The following is a 23,753-nucleotide window of genomic DNA, read 5'->3' as shown; positions in this document are numbered from 1 at the left end:
GACGGCGAGAGGGGCGCACCGGGAATCCCGGTGCGCCCCTCTCGTTGCGTGGTCCCGCGGGCTACGCCCCGCGCAGCACCGCGCCCGTGTTCTCGGTGGCACGGGCCACCGCCGCGTCGCGGGCGGCCGAGGCCTCCTCGACGGTCAGGGTGCGGTCGGCCGCGCGGAACCGCAGCGCGTAGGCCAGCGACTTCTTGCCCTCGCCGACCTGCTCGCCGCTGTAGACGTCGAACAGCCGGATGGATTCGAGGAGTTCACCGGCGCCGATGCGCAGCGCGTTCTCCACGGCGGCGGCCGGGACACGGGCGTCGACGACGAGCGCCACGTCCTGGGTGGCCACCGGGAAGGTGGAGATCGACGGCGCCTGGACGGCACCTTCGGCGGCCTGCTCCAGGACGTCGAGGTCGAGCTCCATCGCGCAGCTGCGGGCGGGCAGACCGAACGCCTTGACGACGCGCGGGTGCAGCTCACCGGCGTACCCGACGAGGGTCTTCACACCCTCGGGGAACACGTACAGCTCGGCGCAGCGGCCCGGGTGCCAGGGGCCGTACTGGCCCTGGTCCACGGCGAGTTCGAGCCCTGCCTCGCGGGCCACGGTCCGGGCGGCCTCGATCGCGTCGGCCCAGTCGGCCGGGCGGCCCTTGCCCCACCAGCCGGCCTGCTCGCGCGCACCGGCGATGACGGCGCCGACGTGGCGCGGCTGCACGGGCAGCACGGCGTTGAGGGCGGCGATCTCCTCGTCGGTGGGACGGCGGTCGACGGGCAGCCGGGTGGCGACGCCCGGGTTCGCCGACGGGTGGAAGACCAGGCCCGTCTCGAACAGCGCCAGGTCGTGGCTGCCCCGGCCGTCGTTGCGGCGCAGGGTGGCGAGGAGGCCCGGGAGCAGCGTGGTGCGCAGCGCCGGCTCCTCGTCGCTGAGCGGGTTGACCAGCTTGACGACGGCGCGGTTCGCGTCGTCCTTGTCGAGGCCCAGCTGGTCGAAGACCGACTCGGCGACGAACGGGTAGCTCGGCGCCTCGGTGAACCCGGCCCCGGCGAGGGCGCGGCCGACCCTGCGGTGCAGGCGCTGACGCTCCGTCAGACCCCGTCCGGCGGGCGGCTTGGGCAGCGTGGAGGGCAGGTTGGCGTAGCCCTCCAGGCGGATGACCTCTTCGGCCAGGTCGTTCGGCTCGGTGAGGTCGGGGCGCCAGGACGGCACGGTGACGACGAGCTCGTCCTGCCCGTACGCGTCGCAGCCGACCTCCTGGAGGCGGCGCACGACGGTCTCGCGGCCGTACTCGATGCCCGCGACGCGGTCCGGGTGGTCCGCGCGCATGGAGATGGTGCGCGGCGCGGACGGCGAGACGATCTCGGTGACGCCGGCCTCGGCCGTGCCGCCCGCGAGCAGCACCAGCAGGTCGACGGTCCGCTGGGCGGCGGCGGACGCCGCCTGCGGGTCGACGCCGCGCTCGAAGCGCTTGGACGCCTCGGAGGTCAGCCTGTGGCGGCGCGCGGTGCGGGCGATGGCGACCGCGTCGAAGTGCGCGGCCTCGATGACGACCTCGGTGGTGCCCCTGACCTCGCCGGTCTCGGGGTCCGTGACGGAGTCGGCGATCTCGGTGTTGGCTCCGCCCATCACCCCGGCGAGGCCGATGGGGCCCCGGTTGTCGGTGATGACGAGGTCGGCGGCGTCCAGCTTGCGCTTGGTGCCGTCGAGGGTGGTGAGGAGCTCGCCCGGCTCGGCGCGGCGCACGCCGATGGGGCCGTCGACCAGGGTGCGGTCGTAGGCGTGCAGCGGCTGGCCGAGCTCGATCATCACGTAGTTGGTGATGTCGACGGCGAGCGAGATCGGGCGCATCCCGGCCTTCTGCAGCCTGCGCTGCAGCCAGATCGGGGAGCGGGCCTCGGGGTCCAGGCCGGTGACGGTGCGCGCGGTGAAGCGGTCGCAGCCGATCGGGTCGGCGACCTTCACCTGGTAGCCGTACGAGTTGGGCGCGGGCACGTCGAGCAGCGCCGGGTCGCGCAGCGGCAGGCCGTAGGCGATGGCGGTCTCGCGGGCGACGCCGCGCATCGACAGGCAGTCGCCGCGGTTGGCGGTGACCGCGATGTCGAGGACCTCGTCGACGAGTTCGAGCAGCGCGATGGCGTCGGTGCCGACCTCGTGCTCCGGCGGCAGCACGATGATGCCGCCCGCGGTGTCCGGGCCCATGCCGAGCTCGTCGCTGGAGCAGATCATGCCGTGCGAGGTCCGGCCGTACGTCTTGCGCGCGGCGATCGCGAAGTCGCCGGGCAGCACGGCGCCGGGCAGCACCACGACGACCTTGTCGCCGACCGCGAAGTTGCGGGCGCCGCAGACGATCTCCTGGGGCTCACCGGTGCCGTTGGCCAGGCCGACGTCGACGGTGCAGAAGCGGATGGGCTTCTTGAAGCCCTCCAGCTCCTCGATGGTGAGGACCTTGCCGACGACGAGCGGGCCCTTGAGCCCGGCGCCGAGCTGCTCGACGGTCTCGACCTCCAGGCCGCCGTCGACGAGCTTGGCCTGCACATCGCGGCCGGTCTCGGTGGCGGGGAGGTCGACGTACTCCCGCAGCCAGGAAAGCGGGACCCGCATCAGATCTCCATCCCGAACGGCCGGGTGAACCGGACGTCACCCTCGACCATGTCTCGCATGTCTTCGACGTTGTGGCGGAACATCAGCATCCGTTCGATGCCGAAGCCGAAGGCGAATCCGCTGTACTTCTCGGGGTCCACACCGCAGGCGGTGAGCACCTTCGGGTTGACCATGCCGCAGCCGCCGAGCTCGATCCAGCCCTCGCTGGAGCAGGTGCGGCAGGGCCGGTCCGGGTTGCCGACGGACTCGCCGCGGCAGACGTAGCAGACCATGTCCATCTCGGCGGACGGCTCGGTGAACGGGAAGAAGTTCGGCCGAAGCCGCGTCTTCATGTCCTCGCCGAACAGCGCCTTGACCATGTGGTCGAGGGTGCCCTTGAGGTCGGCCATGGTGAGGCCCTCGTCCACGGCGAGCAGCTCGACCTGGTGGAAGACCGGGCTGTGCGTGGCGTCCAGCTCGTCCGTGCGGTACACCCGGCCGGGGCAGATCACGTACACCGGAGGCTCGCGGTCGAGCATCGAGCGGATCTGCACGGGCGAGGTGTGGGTGCGCAGCACGACACCGGAGTTGGCCGAGCCGTCCGGGCCCTGCACGAAGAACGTGTCGTGCTCGGTGCGGGCCGGGTGGTCCGGGCCGATGTTGAGCGCGTCGAAGGTGAACCACTCGGCCTCGGCCTGGGGGCCCTCGGCGACCTCGTAGCCCATGGCCACGAAGACGTCCTCGATGCGCTCGCAGAGCGTGGTCAGCGGGTGGCGGGCGCCGGCCGGTACGCGGTCGTGGGGCAGCGTGACGTCCACGGCCTCCTCGACCAGGACCCGGGCATCCCGCTCGGCCTCCAGCTCGGCCTGGCGCGCGGCCAGGGCCTTGTTCACGGCGCCGCGGGCCATGCCCACGAGCTTGCCGGCCGCGGCCTTGGCCTGCGGCGGCAGCGCGCCGATCTCGCGGTTGGCGAGCGAAAGGGGCGAGGTGCCACCGGCGTGCGCGGTCTTCGCCTGGGCGAGCGCGTCGAGGTCGCCGGCGGCCGCGAAGGCGGCGAGCGCCTCGTCCCGCATGCGCTCGATCTCTTCCGGTTTCAGTGCCTCGACCTCGACAGGGTCGTACGACTTATTGGGTGCCGACATCTCTTCCCGTGCTTCCGATTGGCTTGGCTGGGGGTCCCCGCGACCGCGACAGCGATACCGCGATAGCGCGCGGACACAAACGCGCCAAAGGTCGAGTCTAACGGGGTGCGGGAATGCGGTTGCGCCCGTGGGCGGCTCGGGAGCGGTCTACTGGAGATACGCCGGAGCCGCGACGGGCAGGATAAATCGGAACTGGGCGCCGCCGCCGGGGCCGCGGCCCACCGTGATGGTGCCGCCGTGCGCCTCGACGATGCCCTTGACGATGTACAGGCCGAGCCCGGTCCCGCCACGCTTGCTCCCCCGCCAGAAGCGGGTGAAGACACGGCCCATCGACTCCTCGGGGATGCCGGGGCCTTCGTCGCTCACGGTGACGGCCGTTCCCTTCTCGTCGTGCTCGTCGATACGGACGGGCGCTGGTGCCACCTCAATGGTGACGGTTCCCTCGCCGTGGCGCACCGCGTTTTCCAGCAGATTGCCGAGCACCTGGTCGATCTTGTCCGGATCCGCCCACAGATCGGGCAGCGGCCGCTGGATGCGGACCAGGAAACGGTCCGGGGACTGTCCGGAGGCCACGTGGGCCTGGAGGTGGCGGCCGACGGCGGCCGGGATGTCGACCGGCTGGCGGCGCACTTCGAGGCGGCCCGAGTCGATGCGCGAGATGTCGAGGAGCTCGGCGATGAGCCGGGTGACGCGGTTGGCGTCGGCGTCGACGGTCTCCAGCATGAGCCGCTTCTGGTCGTCGGTGAAGCGCTCCCACTTGGCGAGCAGCGTCGCGGTGAAGCCCTTCACGGAGGTCAGCGGCGAGCGCAGTTCGTGGGCGACGGTGGCGATCAGCTCGGCGTGCGAGCGTTCGGTGCGCCGCCGGGCCTCGGTGGAGCGCAGGCTGACCACGACCCGGCGCACGGGCCCGGTCGGGTGCTCGCGTACGTAGCGCGCGGAGACCAGCACTTCGCGGCCGCCGGGCAGCAGCAGATTGCGTTCGGGCTGGCCGACCCGGATGGCGAGGCCTCCGTAGGGATCGGTGAGCTGCCACCAGCGGCGGCCCTTGAGGTCCTCCAGGGGCAGCGCGTGCTCAAGGGGGAAGCCGAGCGCCTCGTGCTTCGCCACCGCCGTGATCCTGACGGCGGCGGCGTTGAAGCAGATCACCTGCCCCTTGTCGTCGGCGACCACGATGCCGTCGGGCAGGTCGTCGGGGTCGAAGCCGAGGACGTCAGGACGGCCGGACGGGCACAGCGCGGTGCTGTTGCCGATGCTGCTCATGCCGACAGCCATCCCCCTATCCCACCTCTCCGAAGCGCTGAGTGGGCCCCGGAGCCCGCAACACTACTAGTACGAGGTGACGGAGCGGCACCCTCCGGCAGCACGCTGCGCACGAGCGGAGGCGTAGAGGCACACGGCGGCGGCGGTGGCGAGGTTGAGGCTTTCGGCCTTGCCGTGGATGGGCACGCGCACCACGGCGTCCGCGAGTGCGCGGGTCTCCTCGGGCAGGCCCCAGGCCTCGTTGCCGAAGATCCACGCGGTGGGCCCGCCCATGGTCCCGGCGTCCAGCTCGGCATCGAGGTCGTCCTCGCCCGCGCCGTCGGCCGCCAGGATCCGTACACCCGCGTCCCGCAGGCCCTGGACGGCCTGTTCGACGGGGACGCCCACGGCGACCGGCAGGTGGAAGAGCGAACCGACCGACGCGCGCACGGACTTGGGGTTGTAGAGGTCGACGGAGGCGTCGGTGAGGACGACCGCGTCGGCGCCCGCGGCGTCCGCGCAGCGCAGTACGGTGCCGGCGTTGCCGGGGTCGCGGACGTGCGCGAGCACGGCGACCAGCTTCGGCCTGGCCCTGAGGATCTCCTCGAACGGGGAGTCCAGGAACCGGCAGACGCCGACCAGGCCCTGCGGGGTGACGGTCTGGGAGACCTCGGCGAGCACCTCGTCGTCGGCGTAGTGGACGCGGGCGCCCGCTTCCAGGGCGGCGGTCACGATGTCGGCGTACCGCTCGGCGGCCTCGACGGTGGTGAACAGCTCGATGAGGGTGGGCTCGCCGTCGCTGCGGTGCTCGACGGCCTCGCGCACGGCCTGCGGCCCCTCGGCGATGAACCGGCGTTCCTTGCCCCGGAAGTTGCGCCGGGCGAGCCGGCGGGCGGCGGCGACGCGCGGGGAACGCGGGGAGATCAGCTCGGGGGTGGGCATGTACACGCGGTCTCTCTACGAAGGAAGTGGGGCCCGGGGGCGGGGGCCGAGGGCCTCGCCCCCGGAAGACCCCCGCAACGCACCCGGACCCGCAGGCCAGCGGCCTGCGGGTCCGGTCCGGCTCAACAAGCCGTCAGGCGCTTACGCGGCCTTCGGGGCGTTGACGTCGCTCGGGAGGGCCTTCTGGGCCACCTCGACGAGCGCGGCGAACGCGTTGGCGTCGTTGACCGCGAGCTCGGCCAGGATCTTGCGGTCCACCTCGATGTTGGCGGCCTTCAGACCCTGGATGAGGCGGTTGTACGTCATGCCGTTCTGGCGGGCAGCGGCGTTGATGCGCTGGATCCACAGCTGACGGAAGTCGCCCTTGCGCTTCTTGCGGTCGTTGTAGTTGTAGACCAGCGAGTGGGTGACCTGCTCCTTGGCCTTGCGGTACAGGCGCGAACGCTGACCGCGGTAGCCGGAGGCCGCCTCGAGGATTGCCCGGCGCTTCTTGTGGGCGTTTACTGCCCGCTTGACGCGTGCCACTTGTTAACTCCTTGTAGCGGGGCCGTGGTTGGACTCACACGACCCGAAATCGAATAGGTCCCGGTCTCGACGTTCCGCCTCCGGAAATCCGGAGGCGGGGGAACGTCACTTGCCGAGAAGCTTCTTGACCTTCTTGGCGTCGGCCGGAGCCAGGACGACCGTGCCCGTCAGCGAGCGGGTCTTCTTGGACGACTTGTGCTCGAGCAGGTGGCGCTTGCCGGCGCGCTCACGGAGCACCTTGCCGGAGCCGGTGATCTTGAAGCGCTTGCTGGCACCGCTGTGCGACTTGTTCTTCGGCATAGCGCCGTTATCTCCTCGTCAGTGGCGCTCCCAGCCGGTCCGGGGACCGGCGCTCGGGAGCGTCATATGTATCGGTTGATATCCGGAACGGGCTGTCCCGGAATCAGGCCTCGGCGGGGTGTTCCTCGGCCACGGCCTCGGCGGCAGGCGCCTCGGCGACGGTCTCGTCCTCGACGGACTCCTCCGGGTGGGCCAGACCCTGGCGCTCCGCCTTGCGGGCCGCCTGGGCCTCGCGGGCTTCGGCCATCGCCTCGGTCTTCTTCTTGTGCGGACCGAGAACCATGATCATGTTTCGGCCGTCCTGCTTCGGGCTGGACTCGACGAAGCCGAGGTCCTCCACGTCCGAAGCGAGGCGCTGGAGCAGTCGGTAGCCGAGTTCCGGCCGGGACTGCTCGCGACCACGGAACATGATCGTGATCTTGACCTTGTCGCCCTGCTTGAGGAACCGGACGACGTGACCCTTTTTGGTGTCGTAGTCGTGCGGGTCGATCTTCGGCCGGAGCTTCATCTCCTTGATGACCGTGTGCGCCTGGTTCTTGCGCGCCTCACGGGCCTTCATGGCCGACTCGTACTTGAACTTCCCGTAGTCCATGAGCTTGCACACGGGCGGACGGGCGGTCGCCGCGACCTCGACCAGGTCGAGGTCATACTCCTGGGCGAGCTCCAGGGCCTTGGCAAGCGGAACAATTCCGACCTGCTCGCCGCTGGGGCCGACAAGTCGCACCTCGGGAACGCGAATCCGGTCGTTGATGCGGGGCTCGGCGCTGATGGATCCTCCTCGGTAGCACCACACGACTGTCTGGCAGACAGCCGCGTACGTCTGTATTGACGTGACCAACCGCCACGAGGCACAAAAAATGCCCCGGACGGACACAGGCGGGGCTCCAAGAAAACCGGAACACCGCCGCGGTCTACCGCGGGGCGCACATCGGGCGGCTCCATCGTCCGTACGGAACGATGGTGGCCACCTGACCGGATGACCCGCCGCCCCTGAGGGTGGTCGGGTGGGAGATCGGAGCCTCCACTTGTGGGCCGGGCACACGTGCCTGGCCGGTCGTTACACAAGGTTAGCAGGATCCGGACAGAGGGGCTAATCGAGTGCGCGGGAAGAGGAGCGGCGCGCACCGCATATCGTGTGGGCATGAGTGAGACGCCCCCCAATGAGCCCGCAGACTTCGACACCATGGCCCGCGACATCGCGGAGGTCCCGGCGGTCGAGGTGATCGTGACGGTCGCCGTGAACCTGATGAGCGCCGCCGCCGTGAAGCTCGGTCTGACCGAGGAGGGCGACCAGTACAAGGACCTCGACGAGGCCCGCAAGCTGGTGCACGCCCTGGCCGGTCTGCTTGACGCAGGGGCCACCGAGATCTCGTCGTTCCACGCCGCCCCGCTGCGCGACGGCCTCAAGTCGCTGCAGCTCGCGTTCCGCGAGGCGTCGATCGTGCCGGACGCGCCGGGCCAGGGTCCGGGCGAGAAGTACACGGGCGCCGTCTTCGGCTGAGCCTCTTCTTTTTCTTTTACGAACGGAACCGGGCCGCTCCTCCCCCTCAGCGGGTGAAGAGCGGCTCGTTCGGCTGTGGGGCCCCCGTCGGCAGCAGCGCGAGGTCGAGGCCGCGTACGAGCCGGGCCCGCAGGGTCTCGTCCGCAGCGATCAGTTCGGCCACTCGGCGGGCCGTGTCGGCGGGCGCCGCGCCGTCGGCGAGGACCAGGGCGATCGTGCCGTCCGCGCTGCCGGGGCCGAGGTGGGCCCGAAGGACCGCGGGAACGGCGGCCACCGCCGAGCGCACCGCTTCGATCACCGACGGGTCCTGGAGCGGGTCCGCGCTGCTGCGGCCCTCCGCGAGGGCGAGCAGAGCCGCGCCCTTCAGCTCGTAGGCGACCGGGCCCGCGAGGTCGATGACCACGGTGTCCGCCTTCTCGTGCACGGCTGCCGCGAGCGCCTGGTGCAGCGGGACGGCGACCGGCCGGGCCTCGGGGTCCCACAGGGCCAGCGCCTCGATGGAGGTGAACGCGGGCAGCGCCGTGCGGTCGCCGGCCTTCAGGGTGGGGACGGCCATGTCGCTGGTCTTCTCGCGCTTGAGGCCGTTTTCGTCGATCTCGCTCTCGCCGAGCATCGCGACGACGGGGACGAGCAGGCGTGCCGTGCGCAGGGCCCCGAGCACGCGTGGTTCGGCCGCCCTGTCCTTGGCCCAGGCGGCCAGCGCTTCGGTCAGTTCGGGGGCGGCAGTGCCGTCGTCGTCGGAGAAGCCGGAATCCGGGATGTTCTTGAGCGCCACGTCACGAGCCTAGCCGGGGCTTCTCGCGCGCCCGCCCACGGCCCGGCTCAGAGCCACTCGCGGGGGGTCCTGACCCGGGTCGAGCGCCACAGGACCACGCCGGTCGCGAGCAGCAGGAGGCCGCCGCCCGCGGAGACCGGGGCCAGCCAGTTCGCCGGGTCGTCGGAGGCGACGGGCGCGTCGGGGCCGCCGCCGAAGTACGTCGTGCCGTACGCCGCGGACTCGGAGCGCAGGCCGGCGGGCTTCAGCTTGGCGGCGGCGGTCAGCGCCGCGGCCGGGTCGATCATGCCGTAGCCCCGGGCGTCGTCGCGGCCGCCCTCGGGGGCGTTGCGGGCGGTGTCCTCAAGGAGCTTCTTGATCTGCGCCGGGCTGAGGCCGGGGTACGCGGAGCGTATGAGGGCGACCGCGCCGGAGACGAACGCGGAGGCGGCGCTGGTGCCCCAGCCCTCGTAGTACTTGCGGTCCGGGTCGGCTATGACGACGTCCACGCCGGGGGCGCTGACGGTGGCGTACCAGCGGCGGGTGGAGAAGGAGGCGTGGGTGCCGTTCTTGTCGACGGCGGCCACCGCTATGACGCCGGGGTAGGCGGCCGGGTAGGAGATGTGGTCGCCCTGGTCTCCGCCGTTGCCCGCCGATGCCACGACGACGGCGCCCTTGCCGAGCGCGTACTGGATCGCGGCGTCCTCGGCGGGTTCGGGGTGGGCGGAGGCGCTGTCGTCGCCGAGCGAGAGGTTGATGACGTCGGCGCCGTTGTCGGCGGCCCAGCGGATGCCGTCGGCGAGCGCGCCGCCCTTGGTCTCGCGGGCCTGTTTGCGGGCCGGGTCGGTGGATTCCAGGATGACCCGGACCGGCAGGATCTTGGCTTCGGGCGCGATGCCGAGCACTCCGGACTGGTTGCCCGCGCCGTGGCCGTGGCCCGCGATGATGCCGGCCATGGCGGTGCCGTGCCGGGCCCAGTCGCGGCTGCCCTGGCCCGCCCCGAAGCCGATGAGGTCGTTGCCGGGAAGCACCTGCCCGGCGAGGTCGGGGTGGCTGCCGTCGACGCCGGTGTCGAGCACGGCGACCGTCATGCCCTTGCCCTTGGTCGTACGCCACGCCTGCTGCGTGTGCATGGCGGTGAGCTCCCACTGGCGGTCGCGGATGCCGTCGGCGTGGGCCGGGGCCGCGCTGAGCAGCAGGGTGAGCGCGGCGGCCGAGGCGAGGGCGCCGGTGCGGCGCGGCCGGCGGGACGGCCCGGTCACGGATGGCTTGGTCACGGTGCGGGCTCCGGGCTTGCGGCGGCCTTCTTGCGCAGGCCGCGTTCGACGTTGTCGGCGATGCTCTGGGCGTCGTGGCCCAGGCCCGCCTCGGCCGCGGGGCCGCTCGCGCCGTCGGCCGTGGCCTGTTCGGCGGACTGGGGGGTGGTGACGGCGCGGCCGTCGGCGAAGCCGGAGACGGCGGTGACGACCACGGGGGCGTCGGTGAGGACCCGCACCGTCCAGCTCGCGCGCTGCTTGTCGCCGAACGCCGCGGCCACGCCGCCCTTGACGGGGTAGGTGCGCGGCATCAGATCGGGGCGGTCCCCCAGCTTCTCGGTGGAGAACCGGTGCGCCAGGGCGGTCATAGCGGCGGGCTCGGCCTGGGTGAAGACCAGGCCGACGGTGGTCACGCTGGTGGCGGTCGCGTCCGCATAGGTGGCGCGCACCATGCGGGCGCAGCCGACCGGTTGAAGGACCTTGAGGAGCAGCGGGTCGAGCGCGCCCGCACAGTCGCCGTCCGGGGCGACCCCGATGCGGGTCCATTCGCGGTCGGCGCCGCCGGGGCCCGCGCCGGTGCCCCGGATGGTGCGCGGGAAGAGGGTGTCGACGGGCACGCTGTGCCACAGGTCGCGGGCGGCGGTGTAGTTGCTGCGGGCCGCGGGCCCGTCGGAGTCGTCGTCGAGCCAGGTGCCCGCGGCGGCTCCGCCGATCAGTCCGACGCCCAGAACCACACAGACGGCGGCGGCCGCCACGCGCCCGGGCCTGCGGGCCGGCACCGGCCGCAGCGGGCCCGGCTCGTCGGACAGCGGTTCCGGGGGGAGCAGCGGCTTCGGCGGGGCGGCCGGCAGCGGGGGTATCTCGGGGGGCGGCGGCGTCGAAAACCTGGGCGGTATGGGGGTGTTCGGCAGGACTGGTCCCGGATCGATCAGGTCGAGCGCCGAGCGGAGCCGGCTCGCGGGTTCGGGCGCGGGCGGCAGCGGGGCCGGGGTCGGCGCAAAAGCCTCGGACGGCTCGGATTGCGGTGCGGGCGGCGGCAGTTGAGGGGCGCCCGGGGGTCGCGCGTCGGTGGTCATCCGCCCCCCTCTAACCCCTCTTGCCGTCCAGCTCAGCCCGTTGCCGCTCGGGCGTCACTCTACGGGCTGATCCTGTGCGGCCGCAGACCGGCCGTCCGGCTTCCACATCCGCACCGGTCCTCCCCTACCTTGTGGTAACCGGTTCTGGCAGGCTTCCGCCATGACTCCCCGCGCCGCTGACCGCGCCCGGTACGACCGGGCGACCGCTCATCTCGATGCGCCCGTCGCGATCGTCGATCTGGAGGCGTTCGACGCCAACGCGGACGATCTGGTCCGCCGGGCGGCCGGCAAGCCGATCCGGGTCGCCAGCAAGTCGCTGCGGTGCCGCGCTCTGCTTGAGCGGGTGCTCGCCCGGCCGGGGTTCGCCGGTCTGATGTCGTTCACGCTCGCGGAGTCGGTGTGGCTCGCGCGGGCCGGGTTCGAGGACGTTCTGCTCGCCTATCCGTCCGCGGACCGGGCGGGGTTCGCCGAGCTGACCTCGGATCCCAAGCTGGCCGGGGCGATCACCGTGATGGTCGACGACCCGGCGCAGCTCGACCTCGTGGACCGGGCTCGCGAGCGCGACGGCCTGGAGGTGCGGGTCTGTCTGGAGCTCGACACCTCGCTCCAGTTGTTCGGCGGCCGGGTCCGCGTCGGCGCCCGCCGCTCCCCGCTGCGCTCCCCCGCCCAACTCGCGGAGCTCGCCCGGTCGGTGGCCCGGCGGCCCGGGTTCCGTCTTGTCGGGCTCATGGCGTACGAGGGTCATGTGGCCGGGGTCGGGGACGCGGTGGCGGGCAGTCCGCTGCGCTCGCGCGCGATCCGGCTGATGCAGGCCGCGGCCCGCAAGGAGCTGGCCGCGCGGCGGGCCGAGGTGGTGCGCGCGGTGCGCGCGGTCGTGCCGGATCTTGAGTTCGTCAACGGCGGCGGCACCGGCAGTGTGCAGCACACGGCGGCCGAGGCGGCGGTGACCGAGATCGCGGCGGGCTCGGGGCTCTATGTGCCGCGGCTCTTCGACAACTACACGTCGTTCAGCGGCCGTCCGGCGGCGCTGTTCGCCCAGCCGGTGGTGCGCCGGCCGGGCGTCGGCGTCGTCACGGTGCTCGGCGGCGGGTACCCGGCCTCGGGCGCGGCCGGACCGGACCGGCTGCCGGTGCCGTATCTGCCGGAGGGGCTGCGCTACGACCCGCAGGAAGGCGCGGGAGAGGTGCAGACGCCGCTGCTCGGCTCCGCCGCGGACGATCTCTTGATCGGCGACAAGGTGTGGTTCCGGCACGCCAAGGCGGGCGAACTGTGCGAGCGCTTCGAGGAGTTGCAGCTCGTCGAGGGCGACCGGGTGACGGCGGCCGTGCCGACGTACCGGGGCGAGGGCTGCACGTTCCTCTAGGGCCCCCGTGTGCCGACAAGATCCGCCGGACAGGCCCTAGCTCACGGGCGGCTCACAGCGATGGCGGGGGCAGGCTGCTGCCGACCCCGCCGTTCTGGCTGCCGCCGATGGGCGCGATGCCCCGCGTGATGGTGTCCATGAGGGCGAGCGGCGGGCCGTCCTTGCCCGCGTCGAAGGCGAACCGCGCGATGACCATCGCCTCGCTGCCCACCGTCGAGGGGAAGGCGAGCGACTCGACGTAACCGCCGGGCCCCGCACCGGTCTTGACCTCCCAGCGCACCAGGTATCCGGTGCGGCCGTCGACCACCACGGAGCCGGATTTCACTTCCCGGTGCGAGGTGATGCCGTTGTAGAGGCGGGCGCCGACCGGGTCGTGGTCGTAGGCGTCGTTGGCGGCGTCGGTGATGTCGTTCTTGGCGACGGCCTCGGCGGTCTTGAGGTCGGTCATGGTGGCCGTCGAGGTGGTGACTTTGCCGTGGTGGCAGAACCCGGAGTCGCCGGGGCAGTTGTAGGTGTCCTTGGTCGCCATCGTGACGAGACCGGTCACCGCGTCGTCCGTCTTCTCCCAGCCGTCCGGGATCGGCAGCGTGATGCCGTTGAGCTGGTCGACGAGGGCGTGCGGGTCGCCCGATGCCCCCGAACTCGGCTTGCTGGAAGGGGAGTTGACCGCCACCGGAGCCGTGGCGCTCTTGCTCGCGCTCGTCGTGTGGGGGGTGTCGTCCCCCTTGCCGAGGACGGCGACCCCGACGGCGATCGCGGCCACCAGCACCACGGCGGTCGCGCCGACGGCCACCAGCGGGCCGCGCCGCCGGACGGCGGGCGCGGCCACCACGGTGACGGGCTCGGGCGGCGCGAACGCCTGCCCGCCCGGCGCTCTGGTGTGGTCGGTCCAGGCGGCGCCGTCCCACCAGCGCTCGGTGCCGGGCACGCCCGGATCCGGGTACCAGCCGGGCGGCGTCGTCATGGTCATGCACACACCCTAGAACCGGGGCTCAGCCGCCGTACACCGAGTCCCGCTGATCCGGCACCACGGAGCCGTCCGCACGTCGCACGGGAGCCGGGGTGCCGTCGTGGTCGGTGTAGCCGGTGGTCGCGCAGGGGTAGGCCGCCGTCTTCTGCCCCTTGGGCTCGATGAACATCGGGTTCACGATCCAGCGGCCGTCGCTGTCGTCGTACGCCCGGCACATCAGCTCGTTCTTGTTGCGGTTCAGGACGAGCCGCAGGCCGGTCGCGTCCCGCAGGAACGACACGTCGGTGTCGGAGTCGCCGGCCGCGAACACCTGGCGCCTGGCGGCGGGCTGTACCTTCTCGGCCGCCGCGCCCCGCACGCCGAAGATCTCCTGGTTGATCCAGCAGCGCTTGCCGTCGATGTAGGTGATCACCGAGTCGTCGCCGTCCTTGGCCGAACCGCAGCCCTTGAGATGCGAAGTAATGCGGCCGTGGTCGGTGGTCGAGCGGATGCCGATGGCGTGGTCGGGGTCGACGCCCGCGCCACGTGCCCACACATCCACGACGGGCTCGGGCGAGGCCGAGGTGATCCAGACGTCGAAGCCCGACTTCTTCAGCGTACGGATCAGGTCGCGCTGCTGGTCGTAGTAGCGCGCCCAGGCCGTCGCCTTGGTGTTGCTGCCCACCGTCTGGACGGCGTCGGCGGGGGCGTTGAGGTTCTCGGTGCGGGCCGCGCTCGCGAAGGACTTGACCTGGGCCGGGGTCCAGCCGTGCAGGAGCTGGGCGAGCCAGGCGTACGAGGGCTCGATGGTGCGGCGGTCGTACCCGGCGAAGGCGGCGGCGCCCTTGCCGGTCTTGCCGTCGCCGTACACCGCGAGGATCTCGTCGGCGCACTTGGTGTCGGTGCCGGTGGGGAGGGTCTGGGAGCTGCCCACCGGGCAGGCGGCGGCGAGGGACTTCGCCGCGTCGTCGGTCAGGTAGCGGCTGGTGGTGTGCCAGTCGCCGCGCGCCGGGCGCTGGATCTTGGAGTTGCGCAGCAGCCAGTACATCGTGGCGTCGCCGACGTCGTTCTTGACGACGGTGTTGTCCCAGTCGAAGACGGCGACCGGCTTCTTGCCGTGGCCCGCGTCCGCTCCGCACTTTCCGTAGGTGTCGATCAGGTCCTGGATCCGGTCCTGGTTGTCCCCGTACCACCCGTCGGAGATGGTCAGTCGGGGGCAGTGGGGCGTCCGCGCCTCGGCGGGCTGGGCGGCGACGAGGCCGCCGGCGGCTATGGAGAGGGCCGCGGCGAGGACCGGCAGTCGGCGGACGGTGCTGGACTTGGACACGCTGAGGAGCTCCTGTCGTCGGGAAGATCATCGCGGACGTTAGACAGCACAGCCGGGCGTCGTGCGACGCCCGGCTGCCGTGTGCGTGGCCCCCAGGTGAACAACGGGGGTTGGCGGGATTTAGAGGGGGGTGACGTACGCCCCGGCGATGCCGCCGTCGACCAGGAAGTCGGTGGCGTTGATGAAGGACGCGTCGTCGCTGGCGAGGAAGGCGACCGCGGCGGCGATCTCGTCGGCCTCGGCGAACCGGCCCGCCGGAATGTGCACCAGGCGGCGCGCGGCCCGCTCCGGGTCCTTGGCGAACAGCTCCTGGAGCAGCGGGGTGTTGACCGGCCCCGGGCAGAGCGCGTTGACGCGGATGCCCTCGCGGGCGAACTGCACGCCGAGCTCGCGCGACATGGCGAGCACGCCGCCCTTGGACGCGGTGTACGAGATCTGCGAGGTCGCAGCCCCCATGATCGCCACGAACGAGGCGGTGTTGATGATGGAGCCCCGGCCCTGGCGCTGCATGTAGGGCAGCGCGGCCTTGCAGCACAGGTAGACGGAGGTGAGGTTGACCTCCTGGACCCGGCGCCAGGCGTCGAGCCCGGTGGTGAGGATGGAGTCGTCGTCGGGCGGCGAGATGCCCGCGTTGTTGAACGCGATGTCGACGCTGCCGTACGTGTCGAAGGCCGTCTTGAAGAGCGCCTCGACCTGCTCCTGGTCGGTGACGTCGACCTTGACGAAGGTGCCGCCGACCGCTTCGGCGGCGGCCTTGCCGGCGCTCTCGTCGATGTCGCCGCACACCACGTTGGCGCCCTCGGCGGCGAGCCGCCTGGCGGTGGCGAGGCCGATGCCGCTGCCGGCCCCGGTGATGACGGCGGTGCGGCCGACCAGGCGGCGGCAAATGATGTCGTCGGTCATGTGTGCTCAGGCCTCCGTGCTGATGAAGACGTTCTTGGTTTCGGTGAAAGCGGTCAGGGCGTCGGGGCCGAGCTCGCGGCCGAGGCCGGACTGCTTGTAGCCGCCGAACGGGGTCGAATAGCGCACGCTGGAATGGGAGTTGACGGACAGGTTGCCCGCCGCGACGGCCCGCGAGACGCGCAGCGCGCGGCCCACGTCCCGGGTCCAGATCGACCCGGAGAGCCCGTACTCGGTGGCGTTGGCGAGCCGCACCGCGTCCGCTTCGTCCTCGAAGGGCAGCACGACGGCGACCGGCCCGAAGACCTCCTCGACGGCGGCGGGCGCGTCCGCGGCGAGGCCCGTCAAGACGGTCGGCGGGAACCAGAACCCGGGGCCGTCGGGCGCGCTGCCGCGCAGGCCGGGTGCGTCGTCGGCGACGTAGGAGCGGACGCGGTCCAGCTGGACGCGCGAGATCAGCGGGCCCATCTGCGTCTTCTCGTCGGCCGGGTCGCCGACCACGACCTCCGCGATCGCGGGGGCGAGCAGCTCCATGAAGCGGTCGTACGCCGTGCGCTGGACCAGGATGCGAGTGCGGGCGCAGCAGTCCTGGCCGGAGTTGTCGAGGAACGACATCGGGGTGGCGAGGGCGGCTGCCTCGATGTCGGCGTCCGCGAAGACCATGTTGGGGCTCTTGCCGCCGAGTTCGAGGGTGACCCGCTTCACGCGGTCCGCGCACTTGGCCATGATCTGCTTGCCGACCCGGGTCGACCCGGTGAAGACGATCTTCGCGACGCCGGGGTGCTCGACGAGCGCGTCGCCCGCGACCGCCCCCGCACCCGGGAGCACCTGGAAGAGGCCTTCGGGAAGCCCTGCCTCCAGGGCGAGTTCGGCCAGCCGCAGGGCCGTGAGCGGGGTCGTCTCGGCGGGCTTGAGGATCACCGCGTTGCCGGCCGCGAGCGCGGGGGCGGTGCCCCAGGCGGCGATCGGCATCGGGAAGTTCCAGGGGGCGATGACGCCGATCACGCCGAGCGGTTCGAGCAGGGTGATGTCGAGGCCGCCCGCGACCGGGATCTGACGGCCACTCAGGCGTTCCACTCCCCCGGCCGAGAAGTCGAGCAGATCGCGGACGTTGCCCGCCTCCCAGCGTGCGTTGCCGAGTGTGTGCCCGGCCTCGCGGACCTCCAACTGGGCGAGTTCTTCGATGTGTTCGTCGACGACGGCCGCGAAGCGGCGAAGCAGGCGGGCCCGGTCGGCGGGGGCCGCGGCCGCCCAGCCGCGCTGGGCGGAGCGGGCCCGTACGACCGCCGCGTCGACGTCGGCAGGGGTGGCACCCCGGACGGTCGCGATGACTTCCTCGGTGGCCGGGTTGAGTACCTGTAGCTCGTACGCGGTGGACAAGTCGTTCCTCACAGGCGTTCGAAGGAGCGGCGGAGCTCCCAGTCGGTCACCGCGGCGTCGAACGCGTCGAGCTCGACCCGCGCCATGTTGCGGTAGTGCGCGACGACTTCGTCGCCGAAGGCGGCTTTGGCGATGGGACTGTTCTCCCACAGCTCGGCGGCCTCGCGCAGGGTGGTGGGGACATGGGCGTAGTCGCCGACGTAGGCGTTCGAGGTGCAGGCCTCGGGGAGTTCGAGCTTGTTCTCGATGCCGTACAGACCGGCCGCGACGAGTCCGGCGACGGCCAGGTGCGGGTTGACGTCGCCGCCCGGGAGCCGGTTCTCGAAGCGGGTGCCCGCGCCGTGGCCGACGACGCGCAGCGCGCAGGTCCGGTTGTCGTGGCCCCAGGCGACGGCGGTGGGCGCGAAGGAGCCCGGCTGGAAGCGCTTGTAGGAGTTGATGTTCGGCGCGTACAGGAGGGAGAAGTCGCGCAGTGCGGCGAGCTGTCCGGCCAGGAAGTGGCGCATCACGGGCGACATGTGGTCGGGCCCGTCGCCCGCCATCACGTTGCGGCCGTCCTCGTCGGTGAGCGAGAGGTGGATGTGACAGGAGTTGCCCTCGCGCTGGTCGTACTTGGCCATGAAGGTGAGCGAGACGCCCTCCTGGGCCGCGATCTCCTTGGCACCCGTCTTGTAGATGGCGTGCTGGTCGCAGGTGACCAGGGCCTCGTCGTAGCGGAACACGATCTCGTGCTGGCCCGGGTTGCACTCGCCCTTGGCCGACTCGACGGTCAGGCCGGCGGCCTGCATCTCGTTGCGGATGCGGCGGAGCAGCGGCTCGATGCGGCCGGTGCCGAGCACCGAGTAGTCGATGTTGTACTGGTTGGCCGGCGTGAGTCCCTGGTATCCGGCGTCCCAGGCCTGCTCGTAGCTGTCCTTGAACACGATGAATTCGAGCTCGGTGCCGACCTGGGCGGTGTAGCCGAGCTCGGCGAGCCGCTCCAGCTGGCGGCGCAGGATCTGGCGGGGGGCCGCGACGACCGGCGAGCCGTCGTTCCAGCCGAGGTCGGCGATGAGCATCGCGGTGCCCTCGTTCCACGGGACGCGGCGCAGCGTCGCCGGGTCCGCGTGCATGGCGAAGTCGCCGTAGCCGCGCTCCCAGGACGACATCGCGTAGCCGTCGACGGTGTTCATCTCGGTGTCGACGGCGAGCAGGTAGTTGCAGCCTTCGGTGCCGTGCGCCAGGACCTCGTCGAGGAAGAACCCGGCCGCGAAGCGCTTGCCCTGCAATCGCCCTTGCATATCGGGGAAGGCGAGGACGACAGTGTCGATCTCACCGCTCGCGACGAGGGCGCGCAGCTCCTCGATCGAGAGCGGGGGTGTGCGGTCTGCCACGGGAAGCTCCTCCTTGGGTCAGCCGAGAGCCATAAGGTATGGGGTAAGACCATTGATTGGGAAGGGGAATCCGCGACGTGGCGAAGAAGATCGACTCGGCGGACCGCCCGGACGGCCGGACACCGGACACGCTCGTCCCCGTACTGCGGACCGTACGGGCCGGGAACGGCTTCGAGGAAGCGCTGGAGCAGATTCTCCAGCTCCTGCGCCTGGGCCTTGTCCCGCCCGGTGAACGGCTGCCCTCCGAGCGGGAGTTGGCCGAGCGGATGGGGATCAGCCGGGTCACCCTGCGCGAAGTCCTCAAGGTGCTCCAGGACCAGGGCCTGGTGGAGAGCAGACGCGGCCGCTACGGCGGCACGTTCGTGCTGCCCAGGGCCGCCGAGGGCGGCGAGGACGAGCTGCGCCGCCGGATCGCCTCCGTCGACGTCGAGGACATCCTGCGCTTCCGGGAGGTCCTGGAGGTCGGCGCGGCCGGGCTCTGCGCGGCGCACGGGCTGACCGACGAGGGCGCCGAGCGGCTGCGCGCCGCGCTCGCCGCGACCCACGACGCCGAGCTCACCGACTACCGCCGCCAGGACACCCTGCTCCACCTCACCCTGGCCGAGCTCTCCGGATCGCCCACGCTCACCGCCCAGTACGCGGCGGTGCGGGCCACCGTGAACGACCTCCTGGACTGCATCCCGCTCCTGGTCCGCAACCTGGAGCACTCGCAGCACCAGCACACCGCACTGGTCGAGGCGGTGCTCGACGGGGACGCCGACGGGGCGCGCGAGGTGATGCGGGAGCACTGCGGCGGCACGGCGGCGCTGCTGCGCGGCTTCCTGACCTGAGCGGTCCGGGGCGGCCGACGCACCCCGGCCCGAACCCACGTGAACCCGCCCGGCCCCGCGTTCACCGGCGATTTCCGTAACCGCGGTTTTACGTACACCCCTTGCGCTCCACCCTGCCCTCCAGCAAAGGTATGCAGCCGAACCATTGACCTGATCTCCCTTGACGATCACCTGGAGCGGCTCATGGCCGAGGGCACCGACACCGATCTGCGCACCGCACCGTCTGCGTCCGCCAAGGACGCCCAGGACGACTACCTGCACCGGCGCACCCTGCGGCGCGGCAGCGCCGGCTGGCTGCTGCTCACCGGGCTCGGCGTCGCCTATGTGGTCTCGGGCGACTTCTCCGGCTGGAACATCGGCCTGTCCAAGGGCGGCTTCGGCGGGCTCGCCGTCGCCACCGTCCTGATGGGCGTCATGTACGCCTGTCTCGTGTTCTCGCTCGCCGAGCTGTCGGCCATCCTGCCCACCGCGGGCGGCGGTTACGGCTTCGCGCGCCGGGCGCTCGGCACCTGGGGCGGCTTCCTGACCGGCACCGCGATCCTCATCGAGTACATCCTGGCGCCCGCCGCGATCTCGCTGTTCATCGGCGACTACGTCGAATCGCTCGGCCTGTTCGGCCTCACCTCGGGCTGGCCCGTCTACCTCGCCTGCTTCGCGATCTTCATCGGGATCCATCTGTGGGGCGTGGGCGAGGCGCTGCGCTTCAGCCTCGTGGTCACCGCGATCGCGGTCGCCGCCCTGCTGGTCTTCGCCGTCGGCGCCTTCACCGACTTCGACGCGTCCCGCCTCAACGACATCCCGGTCGACGCCTCCGCACTCGGCTCCAACTCCTGGCTGCCGTTCGGCGTGCTCGGCATCTGGGCCGCGTTCCCGTTCGGCATGTGGTTCTTCCTCGGCGTCGAGGGGGTGCCGCTGGCGGCCGAGGAGGCCAAGGACCCGGTGCGGTCCATGCCGCGCGCGCTCGCCATCTCCCTGTCGATCCTGGTGCTGCTCGCCGTGGTGACCTTCTTCGCGGCGACCGGGGCGCACGGCTCCGCCGCCATCAAGGACGCGGGCAACCCGCTGGTCGTGGCGCTCCAGGGCGACGGCGGCCCCACGGCTCTCAGCCGCTTCGTCAACTATGCGGGGCTCGCGGGCCTGGTGGCGTCGTTCTTCTCGCTGATCTTCGCGGGTTCGCGCCAGCTCTTCGCCCTGTCGAGGGCCGGCTACCTGCCCCGCTTCCTGTCCCTGACCAGCCGCCGCAAGTCCCCGTATCTGGGCCTCCTCATCCCGGGCGCGCTCGGCTTCGCGCTGGCTGCCTGGAGCGGCAACGGCGGCCGGATGCTCAACGTGGCGGTGTTCGGCGCCACCATCTCCTACGCCCTGATGGCGCTCTCGCACCTGGTCCTGCGCCGCCGCGAGCCGGGCCTCGACCGGCCCTACCGCACGCCCGGCGGCGTCCTGACCTCGTCCGTCGCCTTCGTGCTCGCCCTGTTCGCCCTCGTCGCGACGTTCCTGGTCGACAAGGACGCGGCCTTCATCGCACTCGGCGTCTACGCGATCGCGCTGGCCTACTTCGCCTTCTACAGTCGCCACCGTCTGGTCGCCCACGCGCCCGAGGAGGAGTTCGCCGCCCTGGCCGCCGCCGAGGCCGAGCTCGCCCGGGACTGACCCGCTCAACGAACGGAGACCGCCACCGTGTCCAAGCCGCTCATCGGCATCAGTACGTACCTGGAGCCCGCCAAGTGGGGCGTGTGGGACCTGCCCGCGGCCCTGCTGCCCGCCGGATACCCCCGGCTTGTCCGGGCGGCCGGCGGACTGGCCGCGATGCTGCCGCCCGACGACGGCCCGGCGGCCGCGGCCGAGGTCGTGGCGCGCCTGGACGGCCTGGTCATCGCGGGCGGGGCGGACGTGGAGCCGGTCCGGTACGGGGCTGAGCCGTCGCCCCGCACCGGACCCCCCGCCCGCGAGCGGGACGCCTGGGAGCTCGCCCTGATCGACGCGGCGCTGGCCGCCGGCACCCCCCTGCTCGGCATCTGCCGGGGCCTCCAGCTCCTCAACGTCGCGCTCGGCGGCACCCTGGTCCAGCACCTGGAGGGGCACACCGGCGGGCGGGGCGTGTTCGGCGAGCACACCGTCAAGCCGGTGCCGGGCACGCTCTACGCGGGGCTCGTCCCCGAGGCCGCGGACGTGCCGACCTACCACCACCAGTGCGTGGACCGGCTCGGCGCCGGCCTCATCGCCTCGGCCCACGCGGAGGACGGCACCGTCGAGGCGGCCGAACTGCCCGGCCCCGGCTGGGTCCTGGGCGTCCAGTGGCATCCGGAGATGGGCCGGGACACCCGCGTGACCGAGGGGCTCGTACGGGCCGCGTCCACACGCTGAAGCCCCAGCTCAGGCCCGTTGCGACGGCCCCGGACCCGGTGCGGGCCGGGGCCGCGCGACACGCCCGGCGACCCTCACTCTTCCGAGGGGGTGACGATTGGGCGATCATCCGGGTATCTTCCTCTCGCCGCCCCTCACAAGGCGGATTCCCCGCGACTCCTCGCCTTCACCTGGCCGCTCGTTCCTCTTCGCGCTCTCGTTCCTTCCCTGGCCATTTCACGGAAACATCCTGACCATGTGTTCCTCCGTGTCCCCGCTCTCGCCACCCATCGGTGGAGAGGCTCCGCCGCGCCCCGAAGGACCGAAGGCCCCGTGCCCGCACCCGTCATCCTGTCGGGCCGTTCCGTACGGCTCGAACCGCTCACCGTCTCCCACGCCCCGGCCCTGGCCGCCGCCGCGGCCGCCGACCGGACCTCGTACGCCTTCACTCCCGTGCCGCACGGCCTCGACGCGGCGCACGCCTACATCCAGAGCGCACTGGCCGACCAGGAGGCCGGGCTGAGCCTGGCGTTCGCGACCGTACGGGCCGCCGACGGCCTGGTCGTCGGCTCGACCCGGTTCTGCGAACTGGACTACTGGGACGGGCCAGTGGTGTGGCCTCCCGCGCCGCGCGGCCCGCTCACCGGCGGCGCCGACGCGGTCCCGGACGCGGCCGAGATCGGCGCCACCTGGCTCTCCGCGCACGCCCAGGGCACCGGCATCAACACCGAGGCCAAGCTCCTGATGTTCCAGCACGCCTTCGACACCTGGCGCGTGCGGCGCATCTCGCTGCGCGCCGACGCCCGCAACACCCGCTCCCGGGCCGCCATCGAGCGGCTCGGCGCGGTGTGCGAGGGGGTGCGCCGGGTGCACACGCGGGGTCTGGACGGACTCGTCCGCGGGACGGCGTTCTACTCGGTGCTCGACGAGGAGTGGCCCATGGTGCGGCACACCATCGAGCAGCGCCTGGCCCGCATCCGGCGGAACGCCAACAGCGGCCGCCTGGTGCCTGCCTGACGGTTCGTCAGGTGGGTCGGGTCAGCGAGAGCAGGTCGCGGGCGGGCCCCGCGGGCAGCGGTCCCCGGCGCCACACCGCGCGCAGATCGCGCCGCAGCCGTACGCCCTCGACCGGGATCTGCACCAGGCGCCGGGCCGCCAGCTCCTCGCCGAGCGCGAGCTCGCTGAGCACCGAGGGCCCGGCCCCGCTGACGACGGACGCCTTCACGGCGGTGGTGGAGGAGAGTTCGATGAGGGGCTCGGCGAGCCCGCCGTGCGCGGCGAGCGCCGCGTCCAGGACCTGGCGGGTGCCCGAGCCCCGTTCGCGCAGGACGAGCGGGGTCGCGGCCAGCTCCGCCGGCGGCAGCGGGTGACGCCGACGGGCCCACGGGTGCGAGGGGGCCGCGACCACGACGAGCCGGTCGTGGCCGATGACCGCCGAGTCCAGGCCCGCGGGCACACCGAGCCCTTCGACGAAGCCGAGGTCGGCCTCGTCCGAGAGCAGCCGCTCGGCGACCACCGCCGAGTTCCCGGCGCTGAGCGAGACCGCGGTGCCGGGGCGCTCGGCGCGCAGCGCGATCAGCCAGCCCGGCAGCAGGTACTCGGCGATCGTCATGCTCGCGGCGATCCGCAGCCGCGAGTCCCGGCGGCCGCGCAGCGCCTGCGCTCCCGCGTCGAACGCCTCGGCCGCCTCCACGACCCGCCGCGCCCAGTCCGTCACCAGGACGCCCTCGGCGGTGAGCCGGGAGCCGCGCGGGGAGCGGTCGACGAGGGCGACGCCGAGGAGGCGCTCCATCGAGCGGACGCGGCTGCTCGCGGCGGGCTGGGTGATGCCGAGGTCGCGGGCGGCCCGCCCGAGGCTGCCGTGCCGGGCGACGGCGAGCAGCAGCTCCATCGCGCCCAGGTCGGGCACCCGGTGGGCGAGGGGGGCGGTGTCCTCGGGACCGTTCACGCTCATAAACCCAGCTTATGGGCTCATAGCCCCAGC

The 23,753-nt window shown here is 72.3% G+C and carries 22 protein-coding genes; 6 read left to right on the top strand and 16 right to left on the bottom strand.

The window, feature by feature from the left end:
• Positions 1-61: 61 nt before the first annotated feature.
• From pheT to infC, 7 genes are all read right to left on the bottom strand, one after another.
• Positions 62-2,590 carry a phenylalanine--tRNA ligase subunit beta gene (gene pheT / locus OHA17_RS31925; RefSeq protein ID WP_406509400.1) on the bottom strand — a complete coding sequence of 843 codons (2,529 nt, stop codon included), beginning with the start codon at positions 2,588-2,590 and terminating at the stop codon, positions 62-64.
• Positions 2,590-3,711 carry a phenylalanine--tRNA ligase subunit alpha gene (pheS, locus tag OHA17_RS31920; protein ID WP_406509399.1) on the bottom strand — a complete coding sequence of 374 codons (1,122 nt, stop codon included), beginning with the start codon at positions 3,709-3,711 and terminating at the stop codon, positions 2,590-2,592. Before pheS ends, pheT begins: the two co-directional genes overlap by 1 nt.
• Positions 3,712-3,858: 147 nt before the next feature.
• Positions 3,859-4,971 carry an ATP-binding protein gene (locus tag OHA17_RS31915; RefSeq protein ID WP_053723664.1) on the bottom strand — a complete coding sequence of 371 codons (1,113 nt, stop codon included), beginning with the start codon at positions 4,969-4,971 and terminating at the stop codon, positions 3,859-3,861.
• 66 nt (positions 4,972-5,037) lie between these two features.
• Entirely contained in the window at positions 5,038-5,892 is an 855-nt protein-coding gene (locus OHA17_RS31910; RefSeq protein ID WP_053723663.1) for an RNA methyltransferase, read from the bottom strand.
• Between the two features lie 141 nt (positions 5,893-6,033).
• The gene (gene rplT, locus OHA17_RS31905; protein ID WP_003970214.1) at positions 6,034-6,417 is read right to left on the bottom strand and encodes a 50S ribosomal protein L20; all 384 of its coding nucleotides are present in this window, start codon (positions 6,415-6,417) and stop codon (positions 6,034-6,036) included.
• Between the two features lie 105 nt (positions 6,418-6,522).
• Positions 6,523-6,717, bottom strand: a complete 195-nt coding sequence (rpmI, locus tag OHA17_RS31900) for a 50S ribosomal protein L35 (RefSeq protein WP_053723558.1) — start codon at positions 6,715-6,717, stop codon at positions 6,523-6,525.
• Between the two features lie 103 nt (positions 6,718-6,820).
• Positions 6,821-7,510: a translation initiation factor IF-3 gene (gene infC / locus OHA17_RS31895; RefSeq protein WP_406510867.1), complete on the bottom strand. Its 690-nt coding sequence runs from the start codon at positions 7,508-7,510 to the stop codon at positions 6,821-6,823.
• Positions 7,511-7,858: 348 nt separating this feature from the next.
• On the opposite strand from infC, the gene OHA17_RS31890 reads away from it, so the two are divergent.
• Entirely contained in the window at positions 7,859-8,218 is a 360-nt protein-coding gene (locus OHA17_RS31890) for a DUF1844 domain-containing protein (RefSeq protein ID WP_053723556.1), read from the top strand.
• A 46-nt stretch (positions 8,219-8,264) separates the two neighbouring features.
• Here OHA17_RS31890 and OHA17_RS31885 read toward each other — a convergent pair whose 3' ends face one another.
• The 3 genes from OHA17_RS31885 to OHA17_RS31875 are packed head-to-tail and all read right to left on the bottom strand — an operon-like array spanning position 8,265 to position 11,304.
• The gene (locus OHA17_RS31885) at positions 8,265-8,993 is read right to left on the bottom strand and encodes an SseB family protein (RefSeq protein WP_406509398.1); all 729 of its coding nucleotides are present in this window, start codon (positions 8,991-8,993) and stop codon (positions 8,265-8,267) included.
• A 47-nt stretch (positions 8,994-9,040) separates the two neighbouring features.
• The gene (gene mycP, locus OHA17_RS31880; RefSeq protein WP_406509397.1) at positions 9,041-10,249 is read right to left on the bottom strand and encodes a type VII secretion-associated serine protease mycosin; all 1,209 of its coding nucleotides are present in this window, start codon (positions 10,247-10,249) and stop codon (positions 9,041-9,043) included.
• Positions 10,246-11,304, bottom strand: coding sequence for a hypothetical protein (locus tag OHA17_RS31875; RefSeq protein WP_406509396.1), 1,059 nt, complete (start codon positions 11,302-11,304; stop codon positions 10,246-10,248). Before OHA17_RS31875 ends, mycP begins: the two co-directional genes overlap by 4 nt.
• 160 nt (positions 11,305-11,464) lie before the next feature.
• Here OHA17_RS31875 and OHA17_RS31870 point away from each other — a divergent pair, with 160 nt between their 5' ends.
• The gene (locus OHA17_RS31870) at positions 11,465-12,667 is read left to right on the top strand and encodes an amino acid deaminase/aldolase (protein WP_406509395.1); all 1,203 of its coding nucleotides are present in this window, start codon (positions 11,465-11,467) and stop codon (positions 12,665-12,667) included.
• Positions 12,668-12,719: 52 nt separating this feature from the next.
• On the opposite strand, the gene OHA17_RS31865 is transcribed toward OHA17_RS31870, so the two are convergent.
• From OHA17_RS31865 to OHA17_RS31845, 5 genes are all read right to left on the bottom strand, one after another.
• Positions 12,720-13,637 (bottom strand): DUF2510 domain-containing protein, encoded by a 918-nt coding sequence (locus OHA17_RS31865; RefSeq protein WP_406509394.1) that lies wholly within the window; start codon positions 13,635-13,637, stop codon positions 12,720-12,722.
• Positions 13,638-13,659: 22 nt separating this feature from the next.
• Positions 13,660-14,943: a haloacid dehalogenase-like hydrolase gene (locus tag OHA17_RS31860; protein ID WP_406509393.1), complete on the bottom strand. Its 1,284-nt coding sequence runs from the start codon at positions 14,941-14,943 to the stop codon at positions 13,660-13,662.
• 120 nt (positions 14,944-15,063) lie between these two features.
• The gene (locus OHA17_RS31855; protein ID WP_406509392.1) at positions 15,064-15,846 is read right to left on the bottom strand and encodes a 3-oxoacyl-ACP reductase; all 783 of its coding nucleotides are present in this window, start codon (positions 15,844-15,846) and stop codon (positions 15,064-15,066) included.
• Between the two features lie 6 nt (positions 15,847-15,852).
• A complete protein-coding gene (locus OHA17_RS31850; protein WP_406509391.1) occupies positions 15,853-17,223 on the bottom strand; it encodes an aldehyde dehydrogenase family protein in 1,371 nt (456 codons plus the stop codon).
• Positions 17,224-17,231: 8 nt separating this feature from the next.
• A complete protein-coding gene (locus OHA17_RS31845) occupies positions 17,232-18,596 on the bottom strand; it encodes a glutamine synthetase family protein (RefSeq protein ID WP_053723549.1) in 1,365 nt (454 codons plus the stop codon).
• Between the two features lie 77 nt (positions 18,597-18,673).
• Between OHA17_RS31845 and OHA17_RS31840 the strand changes: the two genes are divergently transcribed.
• The 4 genes from OHA17_RS31840 (at position 18,674) to OHA17_RS31825 (ending at position 22,786) form a co-directional block, all read left to right on the top strand.
• Complete coding sequence (locus tag OHA17_RS31840) at positions 18,674-19,426, top strand: FadR/GntR family transcriptional regulator (RefSeq protein WP_406509390.1); 753 nt, start codon at positions 18,674-18,676, stop codon at positions 19,424-19,426.
• Between the two features lie 183 nt (positions 19,427-19,609).
• The gene (gene eat / locus OHA17_RS31835) at positions 19,610-21,076 is read left to right on the top strand and encodes an ethanolamine permease (RefSeq protein ID WP_406509389.1); all 1,467 of its coding nucleotides are present in this window, start codon (positions 19,610-19,612) and stop codon (positions 21,074-21,076) included.
• 27 nt (positions 21,077-21,103) lie between these two features.
• On the top strand, positions 21,104-21,790 hold the full coding sequence (locus OHA17_RS31830) for a gamma-glutamyl-gamma-aminobutyrate hydrolase family protein (RefSeq protein ID WP_406509388.1): 687 nt from the start codon (positions 21,104-21,106) through the stop codon (positions 21,788-21,790).
• Between the two features lie 312 nt (positions 21,791-22,102).
• Positions 22,103-22,786, top strand: a complete 684-nt coding sequence (locus OHA17_RS31825; RefSeq protein ID WP_406509387.1) for a GNAT family N-acetyltransferase — start codon at positions 22,103-22,105, stop codon at positions 22,784-22,786.
• A gap of 7 nt (positions 22,787-22,793) precedes the next feature.
• Here the strand turns inward: OHA17_RS31825 and OHA17_RS31820 are convergent, their stop codons facing one another.
• Positions 22,794-23,723, bottom strand: a complete 930-nt coding sequence (locus OHA17_RS31820; RefSeq protein ID WP_406509386.1) for a LysR family transcriptional regulator — start codon at positions 23,721-23,723, stop codon at positions 22,794-22,796.
• Between the last annotated feature and the right edge of the window lie 30 nt (positions 23,724-23,753).

It is taken from the genome of Streptomyces sp. NBC_00212 (assembly GCF_045206365.1).
GTDB lineage: Bacteria > Actinomycetota > Actinomycetes > Streptomycetales > Streptomycetaceae > Streptomyces.
Note: the sequence above shows the minus strand (reverse complement) of the source record. Positions and strands in the feature narration are given on the sequence as shown.

Excerpts from the sequence above, each read along its gene's own strand:
- pheT (WP_406509400.1), bottom strand. The coding sequence starts at position 2,590 with ATGCGGGTCCCGCTTTCCTGGCTGCGGGAGTACGTCGACCTCCCCGCC.
- OHA17_RS31890 (WP_053723556.1), top strand. The coding sequence starts at position 7,859 with ATGAGTGAGACGCCCCCCAATGAGCCCGCAGACTTCGACACCATGGCC.
- OHA17_RS31870 (WP_406509395.1), top strand. The coding sequence starts at position 11,465 with ATGACTCCCCGCGCCGCTGACCGCGCCCGGTACGACCGGGCGACCGCT.
- OHA17_RS31910 (WP_053723663.1), bottom strand. The coding sequence starts at position 5,892 with ATGCCCACCCCCGAGCTGATCTCCCCGCGTTCCCCGCGCGTCGCCGCC.
- rpmI (WP_053723558.1), bottom strand. The coding sequence starts at position 6,717 with ATGCCGAAGAACAAGTCGCACAGCGGTGCCAGCAAGCGCTTCAAGATC.
- eat (WP_406509389.1), top strand. The coding sequence starts at position 19,610 with ATGGCCGAGGGCACCGACACCGATCTGCGCACCGCACCGTCTGCGTCC.
- OHA17_RS31915 (WP_053723664.1), bottom strand. The coding sequence starts at position 4,971 with ATGAGCAGCATCGGCAACAGCACCGCGCTGTGCCCGTCCGGCCGTCCT.
- OHA17_RS31875 (WP_406509396.1), bottom strand. The coding sequence starts at position 11,304 with ATGACCACCGACGCGCGACCCCCGGGCGCCCCTCAACTGCCGCCGCCC.
- OHA17_RS31820 (WP_406509386.1), bottom strand. The coding sequence starts at position 23,723 with ATGAGCGTGAACGGTCCCGAGGACACCGCCCCCCTCGCCCACCGGGTG.
- pheS (WP_406509399.1), bottom strand. The coding sequence starts at position 3,711 with ATGTCGGCACCCAATAAGTCGTACGACCCTGTCGAGGTCGAGGCACTG.
- OHA17_RS31865 (WP_406509394.1), bottom strand. The coding sequence starts at position 13,637 with ATGACCATGACGACGCCGCCCGGCTGGTACCCGGATCCGGGCGTGCCC.
- OHA17_RS31855 (WP_406509392.1), bottom strand. The coding sequence starts at position 15,846 with ATGACCGACGACATCATTTGCCGCCGCCTGGTCGGCCGCACCGCCGTC.